This window comes from Aeromicrobium changchenzhani (genome assembly GCF_057586615.1).
This window is the reverse complement of record NZ_CM172480.1, coordinates 1,497,165-1,515,619: the sequence shown is the minus strand read 5'-3', so window position 1 is coordinate 1,515,619 and position 18,455 is coordinate 1,497,165. Positions and strand designations below refer to the sequence as shown.

Genomic DNA, 18,455 nt, shown 5'->3' with positions numbered 1-18,455 from the left:
GTCAGTGCTCACCGCACACTTCATCCACCCTGCGGCTAGAACTTGAGCGTCGAAAGTATGAGACGGTCAGCGACCTTGGGCCGACGCGCCAAACCGAGGCACGCTCTAGCCTTGGGTTGTGCAACCGGCCGCTTATCAACCACGTCTCTCCCGTTGGAGTCAGATTTGGCGAGCCATTGCAGTCCTGGCGCTATCGCTGCTCGGCTGGTCCCAGTTCGTCGAGTGGCAGTTAGATCACAACCACCTGTGGTTCGGCGTGGATCTAGCACTTGGCGTCCTCTGCTTCATCCTGCTGCTCTGGCGACGCCGATTCCCGGTGCCAATCGCACTGTTCACCGCAGCAGCCAGCGGCATTTCCTCGCTCGCTGGCGGCCCGGCAACCCTCGCACTTGTGTCACTGTCCACGCGGCGAAAGTGGCGCGAAATTGTTCCGGTTGCGATCGTCTCGGTTGCGGCGAGCACGTGTATCAATCTTCTCGCTCCCAAGTCCAGCGACCCTTGGGCGCTGTCAGCCACCGCGATCGTGTCGAGCATCGGGGTCAGCATCGGCTGGGGTCTCTACATCGGATCCCGCCGTGAGCTACTTGCCACCCTGCGCGAACGTGCCGTGCGGGCCGAGTCCGAGCAGTCGGCCCAGGTGGCGCAGTCCCGCATTGCCGAACGCAGTCGGATCGCGCGGGAGATGCATGACGTACTCGCGCATCGAATCTCGCTCGTGTCGATGCATGCCGGCGCGCTGACCTATCGAACCGATCTCAGCGCCGACCAGATGCGTGCGACCGCTGACATCATTCAGAAGAACTCCCACCAGGCGCTGATCGAACTCCGTGAGGTCCTGGGAGTGCTGCGTAACGATCCCAGCGATACTGCACCAGAACTTCCACAGCCGTCGGCTGACGATATTCCGGCGCTCGTCGAGGAGGCCAGCGACTCAGGGATGCGGATCGACTTCGACCCCGCTGACCTTCCGGTCGGATTGCCCGACAGCATCGGCCGTACGCTCTACCGCGTCGTCCAGGAAGGGCTCACAAATGCGCGCAAACATGCGACCGACACGCGCATCACGATCACGGTGTCCGGGGCACCTGGTATCGGCATCTCCGGCGTGGTGAGCAATCCATTGCGGATCGGCGATGCTCGACTGCAGGCGCCTGATTCTGGACTGGGTTTGATCGGGCTCCGTGAGCGTACCGAGCTCAGCGGCGGCACCTTGACCCACACGATCACCCCGGAGCGAATCTTTGTCCTCCAGGCATGGTTACCGTGGCCCGCATGACAATTCGCCTGTTGATCACCGACGACGATCCGCTGGTCCGTGCTGGGCTCGCGCTGATCCTCGGTGGTGCCGATGACCTCGAGGTCATCGGCGAAGCCGCCAACGGTCGAGAAGCGATCGACTTCGTTCGCGGCAACCATGTTGACGTCGTCCTGATGGATATCCGTATGCCGGTGCTCGACGGAATTGCCGCAACAGCAGAAATCTGTGCTCTTGAGACGTCGGCCAACATAATCGTCCTGACGACCTTCGATGCGGATAACTTCGTCATACGGGCGCTCGCGAACGGCGCCAGCGGCTTCCTGCTGAAAGACACTCCCCCAGCCGATATCGTCGCAGCGGTCCGCCGCGTTCACGACGGCGAGCCGATGCTGTCCCCAACCGTGACCGAGCAGCTCATCCGTCAGGTCACCGACGCCGCCCCCGACGGTCGCGAATTGAGTGCCCAGCAATCAATCGAGGTGTTGACCGACCGTGAACACGAGGTCGCGACCGCAGTTGGTAGAGGTGCGTCCAACGCCGAAATCGCCACCGATCTGCATATGAGCGTTCCGACCGTCAAAGCCCATATCTCCCACATTTTCAGCAAACTCGATGTCGGCAACCGCGTACAGGTGGCCATACGGATGCACGACGCTGGCCAACTCTGAGCCAATCCGACCAACGATGAGGGTTTTCGACCAACCAACGACACGAAACCCTCATTGTTCGTCGAACTCGTCGAACTCGTCGCGAACAGATCAGGTAATCAAGCGCCCAGACAGGAGCGCTTCGAAGATGTGGCCATAGGCGTCGAGCAGAAGTTCGGCGTAGCCGGGCGGATCGGCTTCGGGCGCCGGCATCGGGTCCAGTCGGCCAGCAGAGTTCACCGTCGACCAGTCATGTTCTTGGTCCTCGATCCGGACCACCACTGGTTCACCGACGATCCCGATGGCAGCGTCGGGGTCGGGGATTGCGCCAAGGCGGGCGCACGCGAGAACCGCCAGGATCTGATTCCCGCCAGAAACGTTGATCGCGACACGAGTGCCCTCGGTGACGCCGAGATAGGCCAAGCCGCCAGCAATTGCGGCTGACTCGGCCAGGCAGCGACCCACCGTCATAGCCAGGGAGCCGTCATCAAACGCCGGATCATCGGCGCGCCCCTGGATGACTGGCGTGTCGAGTGCCCGAAAGATGAGACTCGTCATCGGCCGCTGAACTCCGGAGCCCGCTTGTCTTTACGGGCAGCGGCCGCTTCCTTCACGTCGTCGCTCGCCCAGCAGCGGGCGAAGCTGTCAGCGATGGCAGCATCACTCCCGCCGTTGAGCACGAGTTTGTTGTGCGCGATTGACAGTGGGGCAAGGGCGGCGATCTCGTGCGCCCAGGCAATTGCATCCTTAAGCGTGCCGGTGCGATCGACCAATCCGGCATCAAGTGATTGCTGACAGTCGAGAAGCTCCGCACCGATCATCAACCGACGCGCAGGCCCGTGCCCGGCAAGATCGGCCAGCGTGCGGATTGTCCACGCATCCACGGCCATACCGTTGCGTGCGGTCGGTACTCCGAACTTCGCAGTCCCGTCGGCAATCCGCAAATCACAGGCGATTGCGAGTTGAGTACCCGCGCCGATCGCCGGTCCATTGACCGCTGCAATCAGCGGGACCGGTACTTCGGTCAACCGGTGCAGCATTCCATACAACGCATCGAGGAACTCATTGCCATACACGCCGCCAAGATCTGCACCCGAGCAGAACGCCGTGCCGGCCCCGGTCACCACGATCGCCCGCGCGCCATCGGTGACGGCCTGGTCAACCGCCGCATGGAGCGCTCGACACAGGTCGAGGTTCAAGGCATTACGGCGATCTTCGCGCTGCAGTTCGAGGATGACGACAGCGCCATCATTGGTCACTCCGAGCATGGTTCTCCTTGGCCGCACATAAACATCAATCTAATTGCCCAGTATTTCGCATCCGAACTGCGGTGTGACCTCCACCCCATCGGCTCGTTGATCCGTGCATGCAGATAACTCGGCGCAAGCTGATCCAGTCCGGAGCGGTCATCACTGGCGCGGTGGCGCTGACCGACATGGCACTCTCCCCGGCCGCGTGGGCAACCGCCGGTCCGGTGGCGCCACAACACACGACGCTTGCGATGACGCTCGTACGGGGCACGGCGGGCGCGGGCGGTTACGCTCCGGTCGTCCAGCAGTCGGGCGAGCCGCACACGGTGCGAACTGATCTCGGCGTTCCTGCCGGCAGCAACCGTACGGCGACCCGCACACCGATTTTGGCCTTCGCCCACATGACCGATGTCCACCTCATCGACGAACAGTCGCCAATGCGGGTCGAGTACGTCGACCGGCTGGAGGACACCTATGGCAATGCGCCGACGCTCAATCTGCTGCAGTCGAGCTATCGTGCCCACGAGATGCTCACGGTGCATGTCGCCGAAGCCATGGTGCGTGCCATCAACTCGATCGGCCGCGGCCCGGTATGCGGAAGCACGCTGGCCTTCGCGATGCAAACCGGTGACAATTCGGACAATTGTCAGCTCAACGAGTTCCGCTGGAACATCGATGTCATGGACGGTGGCAAGACCATCGCCGCAGATTCGGGCAACAAGACGAAGTATGAGGGGGTGTCCGATGCCAAGACCGATGACGTCCATTACTGGCATCCCGATGCACCGCGCAGCGGCAAGAAGCCTGACCTGTTCAAGTCGATGTTCGGCTTCCCGCAGGTGCCCGGCCTCCTTGATGCCGCCCGCAAGCCCTTCGTCACGGAGGGACTCCACATGCCCTGGTACACCGCTTTCGGTAATCACGACGGACTGGTCCAGGGCAACTTCCCGCATAGTCTCCCGCTCAGCCTGATTTCGACCGGCGCATTGAAAGTCACCGCGGTACCGCCGGGAGTCTCCCAGGCCGACGTCGTCAGTGGTCTCGACGGTCTCAAGCTCACACCGCTTTTGGGCGCCCTTGGCCTCGGTGCGCCGGTGCGTCTGGTGACCCCGGATGTGAAGCGACGCCAGATCACCCGCCCCCAGGTCGTTGCCGAACATTTCAAGACATCCGGATCACCCATCGGGCACGGCTTCACGGCCGAAAACAAGCGGCTCGGCACCGCCTACTACACATTTGATCGCGGCAACGTCCGCTGCGTTGTGTTGGATACGGTCAATCCCAATGGTTACGACAGCGGATCGATCGACACACCGCAAATGACGTGGTTGACCAAACTTCTGGCGGCCTCAAAGAACAAGATCGTACTGATCTTCAGCCATCACACATCCGAGACTATGGACAACCCGCTGGTTGTCACCGGCCTCGATCCGAACACCCGGGTGCTTGGTCCGGCCGTCGTCGCCCTTCTGCATGCCAACCCCAATGTGGTCGCGTGGGTCAATGGACATACCCACAAGAACCAGATTTGGGCACGCCCTGCGCCAGCTGGCGCAAGCGGCTTCTGGGAGATCAACACTGCCTCGCACGTCGACTTTCCGCAGCAGGCGCGGCTTATTGAGATCGTCGACAATGCGGACAGCACCCTGTCGATCTTCACCACGATGGTCGACCACTCCGGGCCGGCTGCCTACGGCGGAGTCACCAGTAGCCCGGCCGCATTGGCCGGTCTGGCGCGCGAACTCGCGATGAACGATCCACAGCAGCGTACGAGCGCGCAGGAGGGCACGCTCAACGCCCGCAATGTCGAGCTTTTGGTCAATAACCCGCTGCTGTGAGTCGTCGGTAACCGATCAGCTGTCAACTGCCGCGAGTTGACCGCAGGCGCCGTCGATATCGCTGCCTCGCGTGTCGCGGACCGTGGTCGGCACGCCCTTGGCGATCAGCCGGCGCACAAATTCACGTTCGTCCTCGGGCCGCGATGCGGTCCACTTGGAGCCCGGCGTCGGGTTGAGCGGGATCAGGTTGACGTGCACCCATCCCCAATCGCCGTAGGACTGCAGGACGTCACCGAGGAGGTCGGCGCGCCATGCCTGATCATTGATGTCTTTGATCATCGCGTACTCGATCGAGACTCGACGTTTGGTGACCTTGGCGTAGTTCCACGCCGCAGCGACTGCCTCGTGCACCGACCACCGAGTATTGATCGGAACAAGCTCATTACGGAGCTCGTCGTCGGGCGCGTGCAACGACAGTGCAAGCGTGACGGGTATGCCTTCTTCAGCTAGCTGCAGCATCCGAGGTACGAGGCCCACCGTGCTGACAGTGATATTGCGGGCCGACATGCCGAGCCCATCGGGAACCGGTGCGACCATCTGGCGCACGGAACCGATAACCGCCTTGTAATTGGCCATCGGCTCGCCCATGCCCATGAACACGACATTGGAGAGCCGTCCCGGACCACCGGGGATCTCACCGCGAACCATCGCTCCGGCACCATCGACGACTTGGTCGATGATCTCAGCGGTGCTCATATTGCGTTGCAGACCACCCTGACCGGTCGCACAGAACGGGCACGCCATGCCACAGCCAGCTTGGCTGGAGACACAAATCGTGGCACGTTCGGGATAACGCATCAGGACTGATTCGACCAGCGCTCCGTCGAAGAGCCGCCATAAGGTTTTGCGAGTCGTGCCCTTGTCCGCTTCGAGGACCTTGACCGAATTGAGCAGGGTCGGCAGAAGCTCGGCAACAATCCGGTCGCGGCTCGCGGCCGGTAGGTCTGTCATTGCCTCGGGATCGCGTTCGAGCCGACCGAAATAATGCTGGGCGACCTGCTTGACGCGAAATGCCGGTTCGCCCATTGCCTCGGCAGCAGCCTTGCGCTCGTCCGCGCTCAAATCGGCAAGGTGGCGCGGTGGCTTCTTGAGTCCTTTGCGCTGCTTGAAAACCAGCGGCAGCGTCTTGATGGGTTCTTCTGTCATGCGGGGTCCCCCCACGAGCGAAACGGGTAAGCGGCGCAGTTTTGTGTGGTGATCATGCGGGCACCAAATAGTGCAGGATCAACCAGGCAACAGGCGCTACCGCAATGAGCGAGTCGAGACGATCCATCAAGCCACCGTGACCGGGGAGCAGATCGCCCATGTCTTTGATGCCGATGTCACGTTTGATGAGCGATTCGCTCAGATCACCAAGGGTCGCCATGATGACGGCGGCTGCACCCAGGATAAGGCCAACCCACCAACGTCCGTCCAAGGCATAAATGACGGTCAGGACACCAGCAATCATGCCCATCGTCATCGAGCCTGCAAAGCCTTCCCAAGACTTCTTTGGGCTGATGGTTGGTGCCATCGGATGCTTGCCGAACAGTACGCCGGCCGTATAGCCGCCGATATCAGAGGCAACTGTTGCGACGATGAAAGCCACGATGCGCCATTCGCCATCACTCTCGTGCAACATCAGCGCAACGAAAACACCCATCAGCGGCAGGTAAGACAGCACAAAAATGCCCGCACTGGTGTCTCGGACAAACCCGTCGGCCCCATCGGCCAATCGCCAGATGAGCGTACCGATGACGGTCAACGCCATCGCTACTGCGGCAGTCTCGACGCCGCCGTAGTAACCGCCAACCATCATCGCAAGTCCGCCGGTGAGAATCGGTGGCAACGGAATCTGGATGCCTGCGGTCTTGAAGGCTCGGGAAATCTCGAAGGCGCCGATGCCCAGCGCCACGACCACGACCGCGATAAACGCGGCCTTGTAGAAATACAGCGACGCAATCACCAACAGCGCAAGGCTGATGCCAACCCCGAATGCGGCAGGAAGATCTCGTCCTGCACGACTGGATTTGGCTTCGGATTGCGTCGTGTCAGACTTCAAGGAGTTCAGCCTCTTTGTTCTTCAGGAGTTCGTCGATCGTGTCAACGTACTTCTTCGTAAGGCCGTCGAGGCGCTTCTCGGCGCCGGTGTTGTCGTCCTTGCTGATTTCGGATTCCTTTTCGGCCTTGTCCAGCGCCTGCTTGCCACTACGTCGCAAATTGCGTACGGCAATGCGGCCGTCCTCGGCCTTGGCGCGCGCCAACTTGACGTAGTCGCGGCGACGATCTTCAGTGAGTTCGGGCAGGGTCACACGCAACACTTTGCCGTCATCGGTCGGGTTGACGCCCAAATCCGAATCACGGATGGCCTTCTCAATTGCGGCCTTCGCGCCGAGGTCATAGGGGTTGATGACAACCATGCGCGGCTCGGGCACCGTGAAACCCGCCAGCTGGCTAATCGGTGTCTGCTGACCGTAGTAGTCGGCAGTGAGCTTGGCAAACATCGCCGGATGTGCACGTCCGGTGCGGATCGCGGCGAATTCCTCGCGCGAGTGCTCGACGGCCTTGGCCATCTTGGTTTCGGCTTCGCGCAACGTTTCGTCAATCACAATTACTCCTTGAGGGTCCGAGCTCAGGCCCGGACAAGTGTTCCGATCTTCTCACCACGAAGGACGCGGGAGATATTGCCTTCACCCTGCATGCCAAAGACAATCATGGGGAGCTTATTTTCCATACACAACGCAAATGCGGCCGCGTCGACGACTTTGAGCCCGAGTCGCAACGCGTCATCAAAGGAAAGCTCGTCGTACTTCTTGGCCGCCGGGTCAGTGCGAGGATCAGCGGAATAGACACCGTCAACGCCATTCTTAGACATCAGGACCACCTCCGCGTTAATCTCGAGTGCACGTTGGGCGGCCACCGTATCGGTCGAGAAGTACGGCATACCGGCGCCAGCACCGAAGATCACGACACGGCCCTTCTCAAGGTGACGGATCGCGCGGCGCGGAATGTACGGCTCGGCTACCTGGCCCATCGTGATGGCGGACTGGACCCGGGTCTCAATGCCCTGCTTCTCACAAAAATCTTGCAACGCCAGACAATTCATCACAGTGCCGAGCATGCCGATGTAATCGGCACGTGAGCGGTCCATGCCATGTTGTGCGAGTTCCGCGCCGCGGAAGAAATTGCCACCGCCGACAACAATCGCCACTTGGACGCCCTCGTTAACGGCCTGGGCAATCTGCCGGGCGATGGCATTGACGACTTCGGGATCGATGCCGATCTTGCCGCCACCGAATACTTCGCCGGAGAGCTTGAGCAGCACTCGGCGTCCACTCAAATCGGAAGCAGAATGATCAGAGGCCGGAGTGTCGACTTCTCTTGCTGTGTCCACTGGCTCCGGCCTCCGTCTTGTAGGGATGTTGTGCGAGTGAGTCAGGCGCCGATCTCGATGTGAGCGAAACGCGTGAGCGTGACACCTGCTTCATCAAGAACACTTTTAACCGACTTTTTGTGGTCTTGGACCGAAGCCTGTTCGAGCAACACGACTTCTTTGAAGAATCCGTTGAGTCGGCCTTCGGTGATTTTCGCGATCGCTTGTTCGGGCTTGCCCTCTTCACGTGACGTCGCCTCGGCGATCTCACGCTCTTTGGCGACGATATCAGCGGGGACATCTTCACGCGTCAGGTAACGCGGACGCATTGCCGCGATCTGCATGGCAGCGCCGCGTGCAGCGTCTGCATCGGCACCTTCGAACTCGACCATGACACCAACCGCAGGCGGCAGATCACTGGCACGACGGTGCATGTAGGTGGCGACCTGACCGTCGAACGCGGCAACGCGGCCGAGCTCGATCTTCTCGCCGATGACGCGAGCAAGCTCGGCCACGGCCTCGGTGACGGTCTTGCCATTGGCCAATTTGACCGAGCCGAATGCTTCGGCGTCAGCGGGCTTGGCGGCGTCAGCTGCGACGGCCAATTCGTTGGCCAGCGCAATGAACTGTTCGTTCTTAGCGACGAAGTCGGTTTCTGAGTTGAGCTCGACCAGAGCGCTGCCCGAGGTCGCGACGAGGCCAGCAGTGGCATCACGCTCGGCGCCACGCTTGGCGGCCTTCGCAGCACCAGAGATACGCAGCATCTCAATCGCCTTGTCGAAGTCACCGTCGGCTTCAGTCAACGCCTTCTTGGCGTCCATCATGCCCGCGCCGGTGGCGTCGCGAAGCTTCTTCACGTCTACGGCAGCAATTGCCATTGTTATCTCTCGTTTCCAGATTGTGCGGTGGGGTGCCGAAGCACCCCACCGTCAGCTAGTTTCAGGCGTCGGTCGAAGTCGCCTTGTCAGCGGCAGGAGCAGCAGTTTCCGCAGGAGCAGCGTCAGCGGCAGGCGCGGCGTCAGCGGCAGGCGCAGCAGCGGCGGGCGCGGCAGCGTCAGCGGCAGGCGCAGCAGCGGCGGGCGCGGCAGCGTCAGCAGCTGGAGCAGCAGCTTCAGCAGTCTTTGCCGACTCTTCCGGCTTACCCTCTTCCGGCTTGCCATCTTCTGACTTGCCCTTGAGGACTTCGAGTTCCCATTCGGCGAGCGGCTCGGCAGCACCGAGCTCGGCACCAGGCGTCTCGTCGGCAGTCTTCGCGCCACCACGGGCGATCAGGCCCTCGGCAACGGCATCGGCGATGACACGGGTCAGCAGACCAACCGAGCGGATCGCGTCGTCGTTGCCCGGGATCGGGTAGTCGACGTCATCGGGATCACAGTTGGTGTCGAGGATCGCCACGACCGGGATGTGAAGCTTCTTGGCCTCGTCGATCGCGAGGTGTTCTTTCTTGGTGTCGACGATCCAGACCGCGGCGGGAACCTTGCCCATCTCACGGATACCGCCGAGGGTCTTCAGCAGCTTCGCATATTCGCGGCGCATCTGAAGGAGCTCTTTCTTCGTACGGCTCGAACCCGCGACGTCATCGAAGTCGATGAGCTCGAGTTCTTTCATGCGCTGAAGACGCTGGTGCATTGTCTGGAAGTTGGTGAGCATGCCGCCGAGCCAACGCTGGTTGACATAGGGCATACCGACACGCTTGGCCTGCTCTTCGATCGGCTCCTGCGCTTGGCGCTTGGTGCCGACGAACAGGACCGTTCCGCCACGGGCGACAGTGTTCTTGACGAACTCGTAGCCGGCGTCAATGTAGGCCAGCGACTGCTGGAGGTCGATGATATAGATGCCGTTGCGCTCGGTGAAAATGAAACGCTTCATTTTGGGGTTCCAGCGACGGGTCTGGTGACCGAAGTGAACGCCGCTTTCCAGCATTTCACGCATGGTGACTACAGCCATGATGTTTCTCCTTGCGGCACACAGTGCCGATTCCTGGTTGATGCACCAACGGTTGCCGGTGCCCTGGCACTCGCAATTGATCGTGAGATGCGCCGCCCACCCCGAGGGGACCAGGACCGCGCCCGTGTTCAACTTTCGTGTCACACGGCTACAAGTACGCGAAGTCACTCCGGAAGGAGTGCCGATCAAGTCTACGACAATTGAGGCGCTCAGAGCCAATCGAGCAGTTTGTCCACAATCCAACCCATCGGATGGTTTATCCCCAGCACCGAAATATGTCCTCGCCGTGTGGCCCGTACCGGCGTTTGCTGATCAGATGAAGTCAATCGCAACCGTCACGCTCTTGTTGATTCTCGCCGTGCTGCAGCCCAACCCGGCCGTGGCCGCGGAGCACTGGTCCTGGCCGCTGTCGGGCCATGAAGTTGGCCGTGCCTTCGATCTGCCAGCCAATCCTTATGGTGCCGGTAATCGCGGCGTTGATCTGGCCGGCAAGATCGGCGAAACTGTCCGATCAGTCGCCCCGGGGGTGGTGTCGTATGTCGGCACGATCAACCACATCCAGATTGTGGTGGTCGATCACGGCGCCGAACGCTCGACCTACCAACCGGTCGCGGCATCGGTGGCGACCGGTGATGCGATCGGCGCCGGTCAGCCGATCGGGACGCTGCTGGCCATCGGTGGACACTGCCCCGGCACGGTCTGCCTACACCTGGGTCGCAAGGCCGGCGATCATTACCTCGATCCGCTCACGCTCATGGCCACAACCGGCCAAATCCGCCTCATTAACCCCGACGGTCCGCCGCCCAAGCCGCCGTACACCGGTTCAGGAGCAATGCGCAGACCGGTCGGCGGCACGATTACGTCGCCGTACGGCATGCGGGTGCACCCCATCACGGGGGTCCGCAAACTCCACGACGGCACCGATTTCGGCGTGGCTTGCGGCACGGCGGTCCACGCCGCCGCGACGGGAGTAGTGATCGGTCGCAGTTACAGCTCGGCGTACGGAAAGCGAGTGATCCTTCGCCATTCCAGCGGGGTCACCACGTCGTACAACCATCTGTCCCGGCAGACGGTTTCGGTCGGCGATCGAGTCCGGGCGGGTGCTGTCGTCGGCAAGGTTGGTGCGACTGGGCTGGCAACTGGATGCCATCTACATTTCATGGTCAAACGGGATGGGAAGACGATGAACCCGATGAAGTTATTGTGATTCGAAGCTCAGGCACGCGGGTGCGCAAGTTTGAACGCGCTTCGCAGGCGTTCGTTGCTGACGTGGGTGTAGATCTGCGTGGTTGCCAGCGAAGCATGGCCGAGGATCTCTTGTACGCTACGCAGATCGGCGCCGCCTTCGAGCAGATGAGTCGCGGCGGTATGGCGCAATCCGTGCGGCCCCATGTCAGGAGCGCCGTCGATCGAAGCGACACGTTTATGCACGATCCGCCGGACCGCACGCTGGTCGATCCGGCCACCTTGCACGCCCAAGAATGTTGCGCTGCCGCTGGCAATTGTGGCGACAAGCGGACGTCCCTGCCTGAGCCAGTCGTCGAGGGCATCAGCCGCCGGGTTGCCAAATGGCACTGAGCGTTCCTTGCGCCCCTTGCCGAACACTCGCACAACATTGCGGGAACGGTCCAGATCGTCGATATCAATCCCGACGAGTTCGCCCACTCGGATACCGGTCGCATACAACAATTCAATGATCGCGCGGTCACGGCGGCCGGCCGGGTCGTCGCCGAACTCCGAGCCGTCGAGAAGTTCACGGATCTCTGCCTGTTTGAGCGCGACCGGCAAATCATGATGCGGCTTGGGGCTCGCCAACAGCGCCCCCGCATCGGCATCAGCGCGGCCGGTTCGGACCAGCCATGCGGTGAAGACCCGCGCGGACGTCGCCCGCCGCGCCAGGGTCGTACGTGCCTTGCCCAAGGACTGCATGGTCGCGAGATAACTGCGCAATGACCGAACTGTGAGCTGAGCCGGATCGTCGACCCCGAGTTTTATCGCATGCGCAGCCAGCCCTTCAAGATCGCCCAGATAAGCGCGGACCGAATGCGCGGATAGATCTCGCTCGGCAGTCAAGTGGCGTTCGTAGTCGCCGAGCACGCTCGTCCACCGCTCGCTCAGATCATCCATAGGACCACTTTCGGCCGCGCAGCCCCTCACACCAAGTCGGCACGCCGCAACAATGCCCAGCCATGCGTCATTTGACCCGCGTAGCCCAACAATTCGAGGCGTTTAAGCTCACGTTCGGTCACTGCCACAGTCAGCCGCAGTTCATCAGAAATCTCGACAACGCGCCGCGGCGGTGACCACGGCAGCGCGTCAAGGACTCGGCGGGTTTCCGGCGAAAGTGCATCGTAAGCCGTCTCGGCGGCTCTCGGCGGTGTCGAATCAACCGCACCCAGCTCGCCGAGCGCCTCAATCACATCGGCGCCACTCGTCACCAGCATTGCCTGTCCCGTGCGCATTGCTTCGTGGACGCCGTCTGATGCCTGCGAGGTCACAGGACCGGGAACGCCCATCGTCATACGCCCCAACTGATCGGCCCAATTGAGGGTATTGAGTGATCCGCTGCGCCGGGCTGCCTCGACCACAACAGTTCCCTGGGTCAGCGCGGCAATTATCCGATTTCGCGAGAGGAAACGGCCCTTCAGCGGCGTCGCGCCGGGCATCTGTTCGCTGACGACCAGCCCCGTGGCCGCAATGCGAGCGAGCAGCGCCGCATTGGATTTTGGGTAGTCGATGTCGGCACCGCCAGCCAGCACCGCAATTGTCGTTTTGTCCATCGCCAACGCGCCTCGATGGGCACACGCATCGATGCCGTAGGCCGCACCGCTCACGACAGTGAACCCACAATCGCTGAGATCAGAGCCAAGGTCACCGGCGATCTCGGCGCCATACGTTGTGGCGGCACGCGCGCCCACGACCGCGACCGATCGTTCGGTCAGGTCCGCAAGATCACCCTTGCCGCGCAGCCACAGGCCGAGCGGCGCACCCGTCACGCCGTTGATCGGCTCGACATGGTTGAGGTGGTCCAGTTGCTCCGGCCAGGCCCGATCGGTTCGAGCGAGCCAGCGCAGGCCGGACGATTTCGCCCGTGCGAGGGCGGTCGCCACCAATTCGTCAAGGCGACGGGCCCGTTCGCCCCACGCTGACGGATGGCGGCTGTCCGGACCCGCCAAGATCAAACTCAGCGCCGCGACCGGGTCGCGGTCGTTAACGATTTGAAGCAGTCGTGGATCACCGGGCTCGGCAATTAGACTGAGTGCAAGGCAGGCGCGGCTGGCCGAAATCATGGCACCTTCACCAACTCACGCAACTCGCTTCCCAGCGGCATTGATCGTCGCAGCGCGAGCGCGGCATCGACCTCGCCAAGACCCGGATGGTCCTTCCCAAGGAGATCCGCGACCGTCCAGGCAAGTCGCAAGACACGATCTGCCGAGCGGGCACTCAACTTCTGCGCGCGCATTTGCTGATCGATAAGCGCACGACCGTCCGCGTCGATCGGCCAATGCTTACGCAGTTCAACCCCTGGGACTTCGCAATTGAGCCGCCAGTTTGTCTCCCCATAACGTTCGGCTTGACGTTTGCGGGCAGCAGCGACATACGGAGCAATCTCCGCAGTCGATCTCGCGGTACTGATCGAATTGGCAAGTTCTGGCCTAGACAGTGCGGAAAGATTGCGGTGAATGTCGATGCGGTCGCGGATCGGTCCGGAGATCCGGTCGCGATAGCGCCGCCGCATCAGCGATGTGCACTGGCAACGATCGCCACGCGAACCGCTCATCCCGCACGGGCAGGGATTGGAGGCGAGGATGAGTTGGAAGCGCGCCGGATAGGCAACTGTCTGCGCAGCACGAGAGACCACAACATGCCCGCTTTCCAGTGGCTGGCGCAAGGCGTCGAGAACATTGGACGCGAACTCGGGTGCTTCGTCCAAGAAGAGAACCCCATGATGTGCCAGCGACATCGCGCCGGGTCGGATCACCCGGCTCCCTCCCCCGACAATCGCGACCGCGCTCGCCGAGTGATGCGGATCAAGAAATGGCGGCCGGTTGACCAGTGGCGAATCCGAGCTGAGTATTCCGGCAATCGAATGGACGGCACTCGTCTCGATCGATTGCGCATAGCCCAAGTCCGGCAGCAGCCCAGGCAACCGTTGCGCCAGCATCGTCTTGCCGATCCCTGGCGGTCCGACCATCGACAAATGATGTCCGCCGGCGGCAGCGACGACGATCGACAGCCGTGCTTCCTCTTGCCCTGCAACATCACTCAGATCCAGATTTTGCATTCGTTCGCTGCTGGCCCAATTGAGCGAATGTGGCTGGTCCAACGGCGGCACCGGTGGGTCGATCGGTTCATCCTCGCCGAGCAAAAGCGCCACTGCCTGCCGGAGTGAGCGCAGGCCGACCACTTGGATGCCTTCGACGAGCTCGGCTTCTTCGACATTGACTTCGGGCACGAAGATCCTGGTGAAGCCGGCTTCGACGGCAGCGACCGTTGCCGGGAGAACACCACGGATCGCGCGCAGCCGGCCGTCGAGTGCTAGTTCGCCGAGAAATGCAGAATCGCGCAGCTCATCGGTCGGAATAAGGTTCTTCGCGCCGTAGACGGCCAAAGCGATCGCCAGGTCATAGTGCGAACCAGATTTGGGCAGCGTTGATGGCGCAAGGTTGATCGTCACCCGCTGATCGGGCCAACTGGTGCCTGAGTTGACGACTGCTGAGCGGCACCGATCACGCGCTTCGTTGATCGTCGTATCGGGCAATCCGACCACGATCGTGGCGGGCAAACCATTCGAAATATCCACTTCGATTTCGATCGGCCGGCCATTGAGTCCGTCGAGCGTCACCGAGCGAGTCGACGCCGGCATCACGCCACCCCAGAGACGCGCTCGACACGAGGCGCGCCGCGGCCGGGCACCAACACCGACACAACATCAATTCGCACACTTGGCGGTGTCACGTCGTGATCCTGTAGCCAGTGGGCCGCCAGCCGCCGGAGTCGCGTGGCTTTCTGCCCGGTGATCGCTTCCAACGGTGTCCCATAGCGGACGCTGGTCCGAGTCTTGACCTCACAGATCACCAGCGTCGAACCATCGCGTGCGACGATGTCGATCTCGCCAAAGCGACAGCGATAGTTTCGCTCGAGGACGATCATCCCGAGCGATTCGAGATGGTCAGCGGCGAGGTTCTCGCCATAGTGACCCAAAGCCTGATTGCGCGCATACGTCATGAAATGACCTCCACAACCACAGTCATGGGTCCAGGCCAACGCGCGCCAGCGTCGATTCGAAAGCTGTGGACAAGTAAGCACGTCGGTGGGTCTGTGGAAAACCGGCGGCCGCGGCGCCGATAGTGTGCGCCCATGACCGGCTTGATCTTGGCGTTCCAGTTTCTTACGCGTATACCGACGCCACAGGTCCGCAACTTCAACGACCGCAGCCTGAGTCGGAGCAGCGTCTGGTTCCCGGTCGTTGGACTTGTGATCGGGGCGCTCGTCGCTTGGCCGCTGTATGTCGTCGATTCACGACCGCTGGTTGCCGGGTGGTTGTCGCTACTGCTGTGGGTGGCCGTCACCGGCGCGCTGCACCTTGATGGGCTTGGCGATGTCGCCGACGCTTTCGGCGCCGCTCATCGTGTCCCCGAACGCTTTCTCGAAGTGCTCAAAGATCCGCATATGGGCGTGTTCGGCGTCGTGGCCGTGGTGCTCCAGTTGATCACCAAACTGGTGCTTCTTGTCTCGCTTGTCGGCAGCGATTACGTCTGGGCGGTCGTTCTCATACCGGCCTGGACGCGCTGGTTAACGCTCGTACTCAGCCGGTATACGCCGCCGATCCAGCCGGGCCTTGCCGACCGTTTCGCCTGGCAGATCCGCACGTCGACGATCATCTTCTGGGCGCTGGCGCTCGGCGCCGCGAGCAGCTGGTTTGCCCCGGCGTTGCTCCTCGCGATACCGCTAAGTGGCGTCGTCATCGTCTATTGGCGGCGACGCATCGGCGGCATCAGCGGCGATTGCCTCGGCGCGAGCATCGAGGTCTGCGAGAGCCTACTGCTTGGCGCACTCCTGATCTGTGTGTCCGTTGCGTCATAAAATTTGAGGCCAATAACCCTCGTTCGTTATGACGCAAGGGCGGTCAAGGCGTCGTAGGCATCTTCAGATCAGACTTAGACAGTTCTTCAACGTTGACGTCCTTGAAAGTCAGAACTTTCACGTTCTTGGCGAAGCGCGCGGGGCGGAAAATATCCCAAACCCAGGCATCGGTCATCGACACCTCGAAGTAAGCATCGCCGGTCTCGGAGCGAACTTTCACATCAACGGCGTTGCACAGGTAGAACCGGCGGTCAGTCTCCACAACGTACTTGAAGATCTCAACGACATCTCGGTATTCGCGATACAGCGAGAGTTCCATCTCGGACTCGTAGCGCTCCAGATCTTCTGAACTCATCGTGTCTCCTGAACGGCTCGAACGTTGGCATAACTGAATCTATGCTCCGGGCAAGGCCCATGTGCACGAATCGCCGCTTCATGGGCAGCCGTGACATAACCCTTGTGGGTAGCAAAATCGTATTCGGGAAACTGCTCGTGCAACTGCACCATGACCCGGTCACGTGTCACCTTAGCGATCACCGATGCCGCCGCGATCGAGGCGGACACACGGTCCCCTTTCCACATCGCTAGCCCCGGCATGCCGAGCCCGTCAACGGGAAAGCCATCGGTTAGCGCGTATGCGGGCTGCGGGGTCAATCGGGCCAGCGCCCTGCGCAGCGCCATGATATTGGCACGTTGCAGTCCGATTCGATCGCATTCAGCCGGCGGAATCGACACAACCTCGACTGCAACGGCGCGCGCCATGATCAGCGCGAAACACGCCTCACGACGCCGCTCGGTCAATAACTTGGAGTCAGCAAGCCCGGGGATTTTGCCCTTGAGGATCACCGCGGCCGCGACAAGCGGTCCAGCGCAGGCCCCACGGCCGGCCTCGTCGACTCCGGCGATCGGAGTGAGGCCTTGTCGGGTCAGCGCGCGTTCATAGCCGTACAGCCCGGCATCACGTCGTACAGTGGATCCCTTGGGCAGTTTGGTCATTTTTTGGCGTTGAGCGACTTGAACGTTTCGGGGGCGTGGATGAAGCCCGCACGGTTCCACGGCCATACCCGCAGCCACGCCTCGCCGACGACGTTTTCCACCGGCACAAAGCCACCACCGGGTGAGCCCATATGCGCGCGCGAGTCGCTGGAATTGCCACGATTGTCGCCCATAACCCACACATGGTTCTTGGGCACCTTGACGTCGAACGGCTCATCGCGGGTCAGTGACTGGTCAAGCACATATGGCTCGGTGAGTGACGTGCCGTTGACCTCGAGATGCCCCGTGTTGTCACAGCATTTGACGTGATCGCCACCAACCCCGACAACGCGTTTGATCAGGTGTCCACCAGTCGGGAAGAGCCCGAAGAGTTCGAGCCCACGCTGCACCGCATTGTGCGGCTGACGCGATTCCTCGGCGTTAAGCCAGTGGTCTGGGTCGTTGAACACGATGATGTCACCGCGCTGAACGTCCTTGCCACCCCAGAACGACACCTTCTGGACCAAAATGCGGTCGTTGACCAGCATTGTTGGCTCCATCGATCCGGACGGGATGTAGAACGCCTGGACGAGGAAAGTCTTGACGACAACCGCCATCACGAGCGCGATCACGACCAGAAGAATCGATTCCTGCCACAGCGGGAGTTGTCGCTTCTTGCTCGCAGCCTCAGTCACGGAGCGAGCCTAGCCTGCAGGGCCTGATGACCCGAATCAGACTTCGCGCTTTTCCTTGATCTTCGCGGCCTTGCCACGAAGACTACGCAGGTAGTAGAGCTTTGCGCGACGCACATCGCCACGGGTGACGACCTCAATCGTCTCGATGATCGGGGTGTGCAGCGGGAACGTACGCTCGACGCCGACGCCGAAGCTGACCTTGCGGACGGTGAAGGTGCGGCCGACGCCTGAACCCTGGATCTTGATGCAGATGCCTTGGAAGACCTGGACGCGCGAGCGGCTGCCTTCAATGACCTTAACGTGAACTTTGAGCGTATCGCCGGCGCGGAATGCGGGGCGGTCGTCGCGCAACGATGCGGCTGCGACTTCGTCAATGATGTTGGCCATGATGGTCTCTTCCCTCGCC

Annotated in this window: 21 protein-coding genes; 5 read left to right on the top strand and 16 right to left on the bottom strand. The window is 61.6% G+C overall.

All coding sequences use genetic code 11. The features are described 5' to 3' along the window. The first annotated feature begins 118 nt into the window (after positions 1-118). Together AC2YB9_RS07660 and AC2YB9_RS07655 are read left to right on the top strand one after the other, a co-directional pair. Positions 119-1,276, top strand: a complete 1,158-nt coding sequence (locus AC2YB9_RS07660) for a sensor histidine kinase (RefSeq protein WP_487268219.1) — start codon at positions 119-121, stop codon at positions 1,274-1,276. Beyond that, positions 1,273-1,926 carry a response regulator transcription factor gene (locus tag AC2YB9_RS07655; RefSeq protein ID WP_487268218.1) on the top strand — a complete coding sequence of 218 codons (654 nt, stop codon included), beginning with the start codon at positions 1,273-1,275 and terminating at the stop codon, positions 1,924-1,926. The genes AC2YB9_RS07660 and AC2YB9_RS07655 overlap by 4 nt, the downstream gene beginning before the upstream one ends. Before the next feature lie 90 nt (positions 1,927-2,016). Here AC2YB9_RS07655 and AC2YB9_RS07650 read toward each other — a convergent pair whose 3' ends face one another. Together AC2YB9_RS07650 and AC2YB9_RS07645 are read right to left on the bottom strand one after the other, a co-directional pair. After that, complete coding sequence (locus AC2YB9_RS07650) at positions 2,017-2,463, bottom strand: hypothetical protein (RefSeq protein ID WP_487268217.1); 447 nt, start codon at positions 2,461-2,463, stop codon at positions 2,017-2,019. Next, positions 2,460-3,173: an enoyl-CoA hydratase gene (locus tag AC2YB9_RS07645; RefSeq protein ID WP_487268216.1), complete on the bottom strand. Its 714-nt coding sequence runs from the start codon at positions 3,171-3,173 to the stop codon at positions 2,460-2,462. The genes AC2YB9_RS07650 and AC2YB9_RS07645 overlap by 4 nt, the downstream gene beginning before the upstream one ends. 98 nt (positions 3,174-3,271) lie before the next feature. On the opposite strand from AC2YB9_RS07645, the gene AC2YB9_RS07640 reads away from it, so the two are divergent. Next, positions 3,272-4,993 (top strand): TIGR03767 family metallophosphoesterase, encoded by a 1,722-nt coding sequence (locus AC2YB9_RS07640; protein ID WP_487268214.1) that lies wholly within the window; start codon positions 3,272-3,274, stop codon positions 4,991-4,993. Between the two features lie 15 nt (positions 4,994-5,008). Here the strand turns inward: AC2YB9_RS07640 and rlmN are convergent, their stop codons facing one another. From rlmN to rpsB, 6 genes are all read right to left on the bottom strand, one after another. Next, a complete protein-coding gene (rlmN, locus tag AC2YB9_RS07635; protein ID WP_487268213.1) occupies positions 5,009-6,139 on the bottom strand; it encodes a dual-specificity RNA methyltransferase RlmN in 1,131 nt (376 codons plus the stop codon). Positions 6,140-6,191: 52 nt separating this feature from the next. Then, positions 6,192-7,034, bottom strand: coding sequence for a phosphatidate cytidylyltransferase (locus AC2YB9_RS07630; RefSeq protein ID WP_487268212.1), 843 nt, complete (start codon positions 7,032-7,034; stop codon positions 6,192-6,194). Beyond that, a complete protein-coding gene (gene frr / locus AC2YB9_RS07625; RefSeq protein ID WP_487268577.1) occupies positions 7,024-7,578 on the bottom strand; it encodes a ribosome recycling factor in 555 nt (184 codons plus the stop codon). The genes AC2YB9_RS07630 and frr overlap by 11 nt, the downstream gene beginning before the upstream one ends. Positions 7,579-7,604: 26 nt before the next feature. Further along, positions 7,605-8,312 carry a UMP kinase gene (gene pyrH / locus AC2YB9_RS07620; protein WP_487268211.1) on the bottom strand — a complete coding sequence of 236 codons (708 nt, stop codon included), beginning with the start codon at positions 8,310-8,312 and terminating at the stop codon, positions 7,605-7,607. A gap of 95 nt (positions 8,313-8,407) precedes the next feature. Further along, on the bottom strand, positions 8,408-9,223 hold the full coding sequence (gene tsf / locus AC2YB9_RS07615) for a translation elongation factor Ts (RefSeq protein WP_487268210.1): 816 nt from the start codon (positions 9,221-9,223) through the stop codon (positions 8,408-8,410). Positions 9,224-9,284: 61 nt separating this feature from the next. After that, positions 9,285-10,292 (bottom strand): 30S ribosomal protein S2, encoded by a 1,008-nt coding sequence (gene rpsB, locus AC2YB9_RS07610; RefSeq protein WP_487268208.1) that lies wholly within the window; start codon positions 10,290-10,292, stop codon positions 9,285-9,287. A 316-nt stretch (positions 10,293-10,608) separates the two neighbouring features. Here rpsB and AC2YB9_RS07605 point away from each other — a divergent pair, with 316 nt between their 5' ends. Beyond that, complete coding sequence (locus AC2YB9_RS07605) at positions 10,609-11,499, top strand: peptidoglycan DD-metalloendopeptidase family protein (protein ID WP_487268206.1); 891 nt, start codon at positions 10,609-10,611, stop codon at positions 11,497-11,499. 8 nt (positions 11,500-11,507) lie between these two features. On the opposite strand, the gene AC2YB9_RS07600 is transcribed toward AC2YB9_RS07605, so the two are convergent. From AC2YB9_RS07600 to AC2YB9_RS07585, 4 genes are read right to left on the bottom strand one after another with little or no spacing between them, the layout of a single operon-like run. After that, positions 11,508-12,419 carry a tyrosine recombinase XerC gene (locus tag AC2YB9_RS07600; protein ID WP_487268204.1) on the bottom strand — a complete coding sequence of 304 codons (912 nt, stop codon included), beginning with the start codon at positions 12,417-12,419 and terminating at the stop codon, positions 11,508-11,510. 26 nt (positions 12,420-12,445) lie between these two features. Beyond that, positions 12,446-13,582 (bottom strand): DNA-processing protein DprA, encoded by a 1,137-nt coding sequence (gene dprA, locus AC2YB9_RS07595; protein WP_487268203.1) that lies wholly within the window; start codon positions 13,580-13,582, stop codon positions 12,446-12,448. Next, on the bottom strand, positions 13,579-15,159 hold the full coding sequence (locus tag AC2YB9_RS07590; RefSeq protein ID WP_487268202.1) for a YifB family Mg chelatase-like AAA ATPase: 1,581 nt from the start codon (positions 15,157-15,159) through the stop codon (positions 13,579-13,581). The genes dprA and AC2YB9_RS07590 overlap by 4 nt, the downstream gene beginning before the upstream one ends. Beyond that, the gene (locus AC2YB9_RS07585; protein ID WP_487268201.1) at positions 15,159-15,521 is read right to left on the bottom strand and encodes a YraN family protein; all 363 of its coding nucleotides are present in this window, start codon (positions 15,519-15,521) and stop codon (positions 15,159-15,161) included. Before AC2YB9_RS07585 ends, AC2YB9_RS07590 begins: the two co-directional genes overlap by 1 nt. A 132-nt stretch (positions 15,522-15,653) precedes the next feature. On the opposite strand from AC2YB9_RS07585, the gene cobS reads away from it, so the two are divergent. Next, positions 15,654-16,379 (top strand): adenosylcobinamide-GDP ribazoletransferase, encoded by a 726-nt coding sequence (gene cobS, locus AC2YB9_RS07580; protein WP_487268199.1) that lies wholly within the window; start codon positions 15,654-15,656, stop codon positions 16,377-16,379. Between the two features lie 43 nt (positions 16,380-16,422). On the opposite strand, the gene AC2YB9_RS07575 is transcribed toward cobS, so the two are convergent. The 4 genes from AC2YB9_RS07575 to rplS are packed head-to-tail and all read right to left on the bottom strand — an operon-like array spanning position 16,423 to position 18,436. After that, positions 16,423-16,734, bottom strand: coding sequence for a DUF2469 domain-containing protein (locus tag AC2YB9_RS07575; protein ID WP_487268198.1), 312 nt, complete (start codon positions 16,732-16,734; stop codon positions 16,423-16,425). Then, positions 16,731-17,375: a ribonuclease HII gene (locus AC2YB9_RS07570; protein ID WP_487268197.1), complete on the bottom strand. Its 645-nt coding sequence runs from the start codon at positions 17,373-17,375 to the stop codon at positions 16,731-16,733. The genes AC2YB9_RS07575 and AC2YB9_RS07570 overlap by 4 nt, the downstream gene beginning before the upstream one ends. Beyond that, positions 17,372-18,049 carry a signal peptidase I gene (gene lepB / locus AC2YB9_RS07565; protein ID WP_487268196.1) on the bottom strand — a complete coding sequence of 226 codons (678 nt, stop codon included), beginning with the start codon at positions 18,047-18,049 and terminating at the stop codon, positions 17,372-17,374. The genes AC2YB9_RS07570 and lepB overlap by 4 nt, the downstream gene beginning before the upstream one ends. A 36-nt stretch (positions 18,050-18,085) precedes the next feature. Next, positions 18,086-18,436 (bottom strand): 50S ribosomal protein L19, encoded by a 351-nt coding sequence (gene rplS, locus AC2YB9_RS07560; RefSeq protein ID WP_487268195.1) that lies wholly within the window; start codon positions 18,434-18,436, stop codon positions 18,086-18,088. Between the last annotated feature and the right edge of the window lie 19 nt (positions 18,437-18,455).

What these genes read in the sequence shown, in the direction of transcription:
- AC2YB9_RS07575 (WP_487268198.1), bottom strand. Translation starts at nt 16,734, where the DNA reads ATGAGTTCAGAAGATCTGGAGCGCTACGAGTCCGAGATGGAACTCTCG.
- AC2YB9_RS07645 (WP_487268216.1), bottom strand. Translation starts at nt 3,173, where the DNA reads ATGCTCGGAGTGACCAATGATGGCGCTGTCGTCATCCTCGAACTGCAG.
- rplS (WP_487268195.1), bottom strand. Translation starts at nt 18,436, where the DNA reads ATGGCCAACATCATTGACGAAGTCGCAGCCGCATCGTTGCGCGACGAC.
- AC2YB9_RS07640 (WP_487268214.1), top strand. Translation starts at nt 3,272, where the DNA reads ATGCAGATAACTCGGCGCAAGCTGATCCAGTCCGGAGCGGTCATCACT.
- AC2YB9_RS07655 (WP_487268218.1), top strand. Translation starts at nt 1,273, where the DNA reads ATGACAATTCGCCTGTTGATCACCGACGACGATCCGCTGGTCCGTGCT.
- dprA (WP_487268203.1), bottom strand. Translation starts at nt 13,582, where the DNA reads ATGATTTCGGCCAGCCGCGCCTGCCTTGCACTCAGTCTAATTGCCGAG.
- AC2YB9_RS07605 (WP_487268206.1), top strand. Translation starts at nt 10,609, where the DNA reads ATGAAGTCAATCGCAACCGTCACGCTCTTGTTGATTCTCGCCGTGCTG.
- cobS (WP_487268199.1), top strand. Translation starts at nt 15,654, where the DNA reads ATGACCGGCTTGATCTTGGCGTTCCAGTTTCTTACGCGTATACCGACG.
- AC2YB9_RS07570 (WP_487268197.1), bottom strand. Translation starts at nt 17,375, where the DNA reads ATGACCAAACTGCCCAAGGGATCCACTGTACGACGTGATGCCGGGCTG.
- tsf (WP_487268210.1), bottom strand. Translation starts at nt 9,223, where the DNA reads ATGGCAATTGCTGCCGTAGACGTGAAGAAGCTTCGCGACGCCACCGGC.
- rpsB (WP_487268208.1), bottom strand. Translation starts at nt 10,292, where the DNA reads ATGGCTGTAGTCACCATGCGTGAAATGCTGGAAAGCGGCGTTCACTTC.
- rlmN (WP_487268213.1), bottom strand. Translation starts at nt 6,139, where the DNA reads ATGACAGAAGAACCCATCAAGACGCTGCCGCTGGTTTTCAAGCAGCGC.
- AC2YB9_RS07600 (WP_487268204.1), bottom strand. Translation starts at nt 12,419, where the DNA reads ATGGATGATCTGAGCGAGCGGTGGACGAGCGTGCTCGGCGACTACGAA.
- AC2YB9_RS07650 (WP_487268217.1), bottom strand. Translation starts at nt 2,463, where the DNA reads ATGACGAGTCTCATCTTTCGGGCACTCGACACGCCAGTCATCCAGGGG.
- AC2YB9_RS07585 (WP_487268201.1), bottom strand. Translation starts at nt 15,521, where the DNA reads ATGACGTATGCGCGCAATCAGGCTTTGGGTCACTATGGCGAGAACCTC.
- AC2YB9_RS07590 (WP_487268202.1), bottom strand. Translation starts at nt 15,159, where the DNA reads ATGCCGGCGTCGACTCGCTCGGTGACGCTCGACGGACTCAATGGCCGG.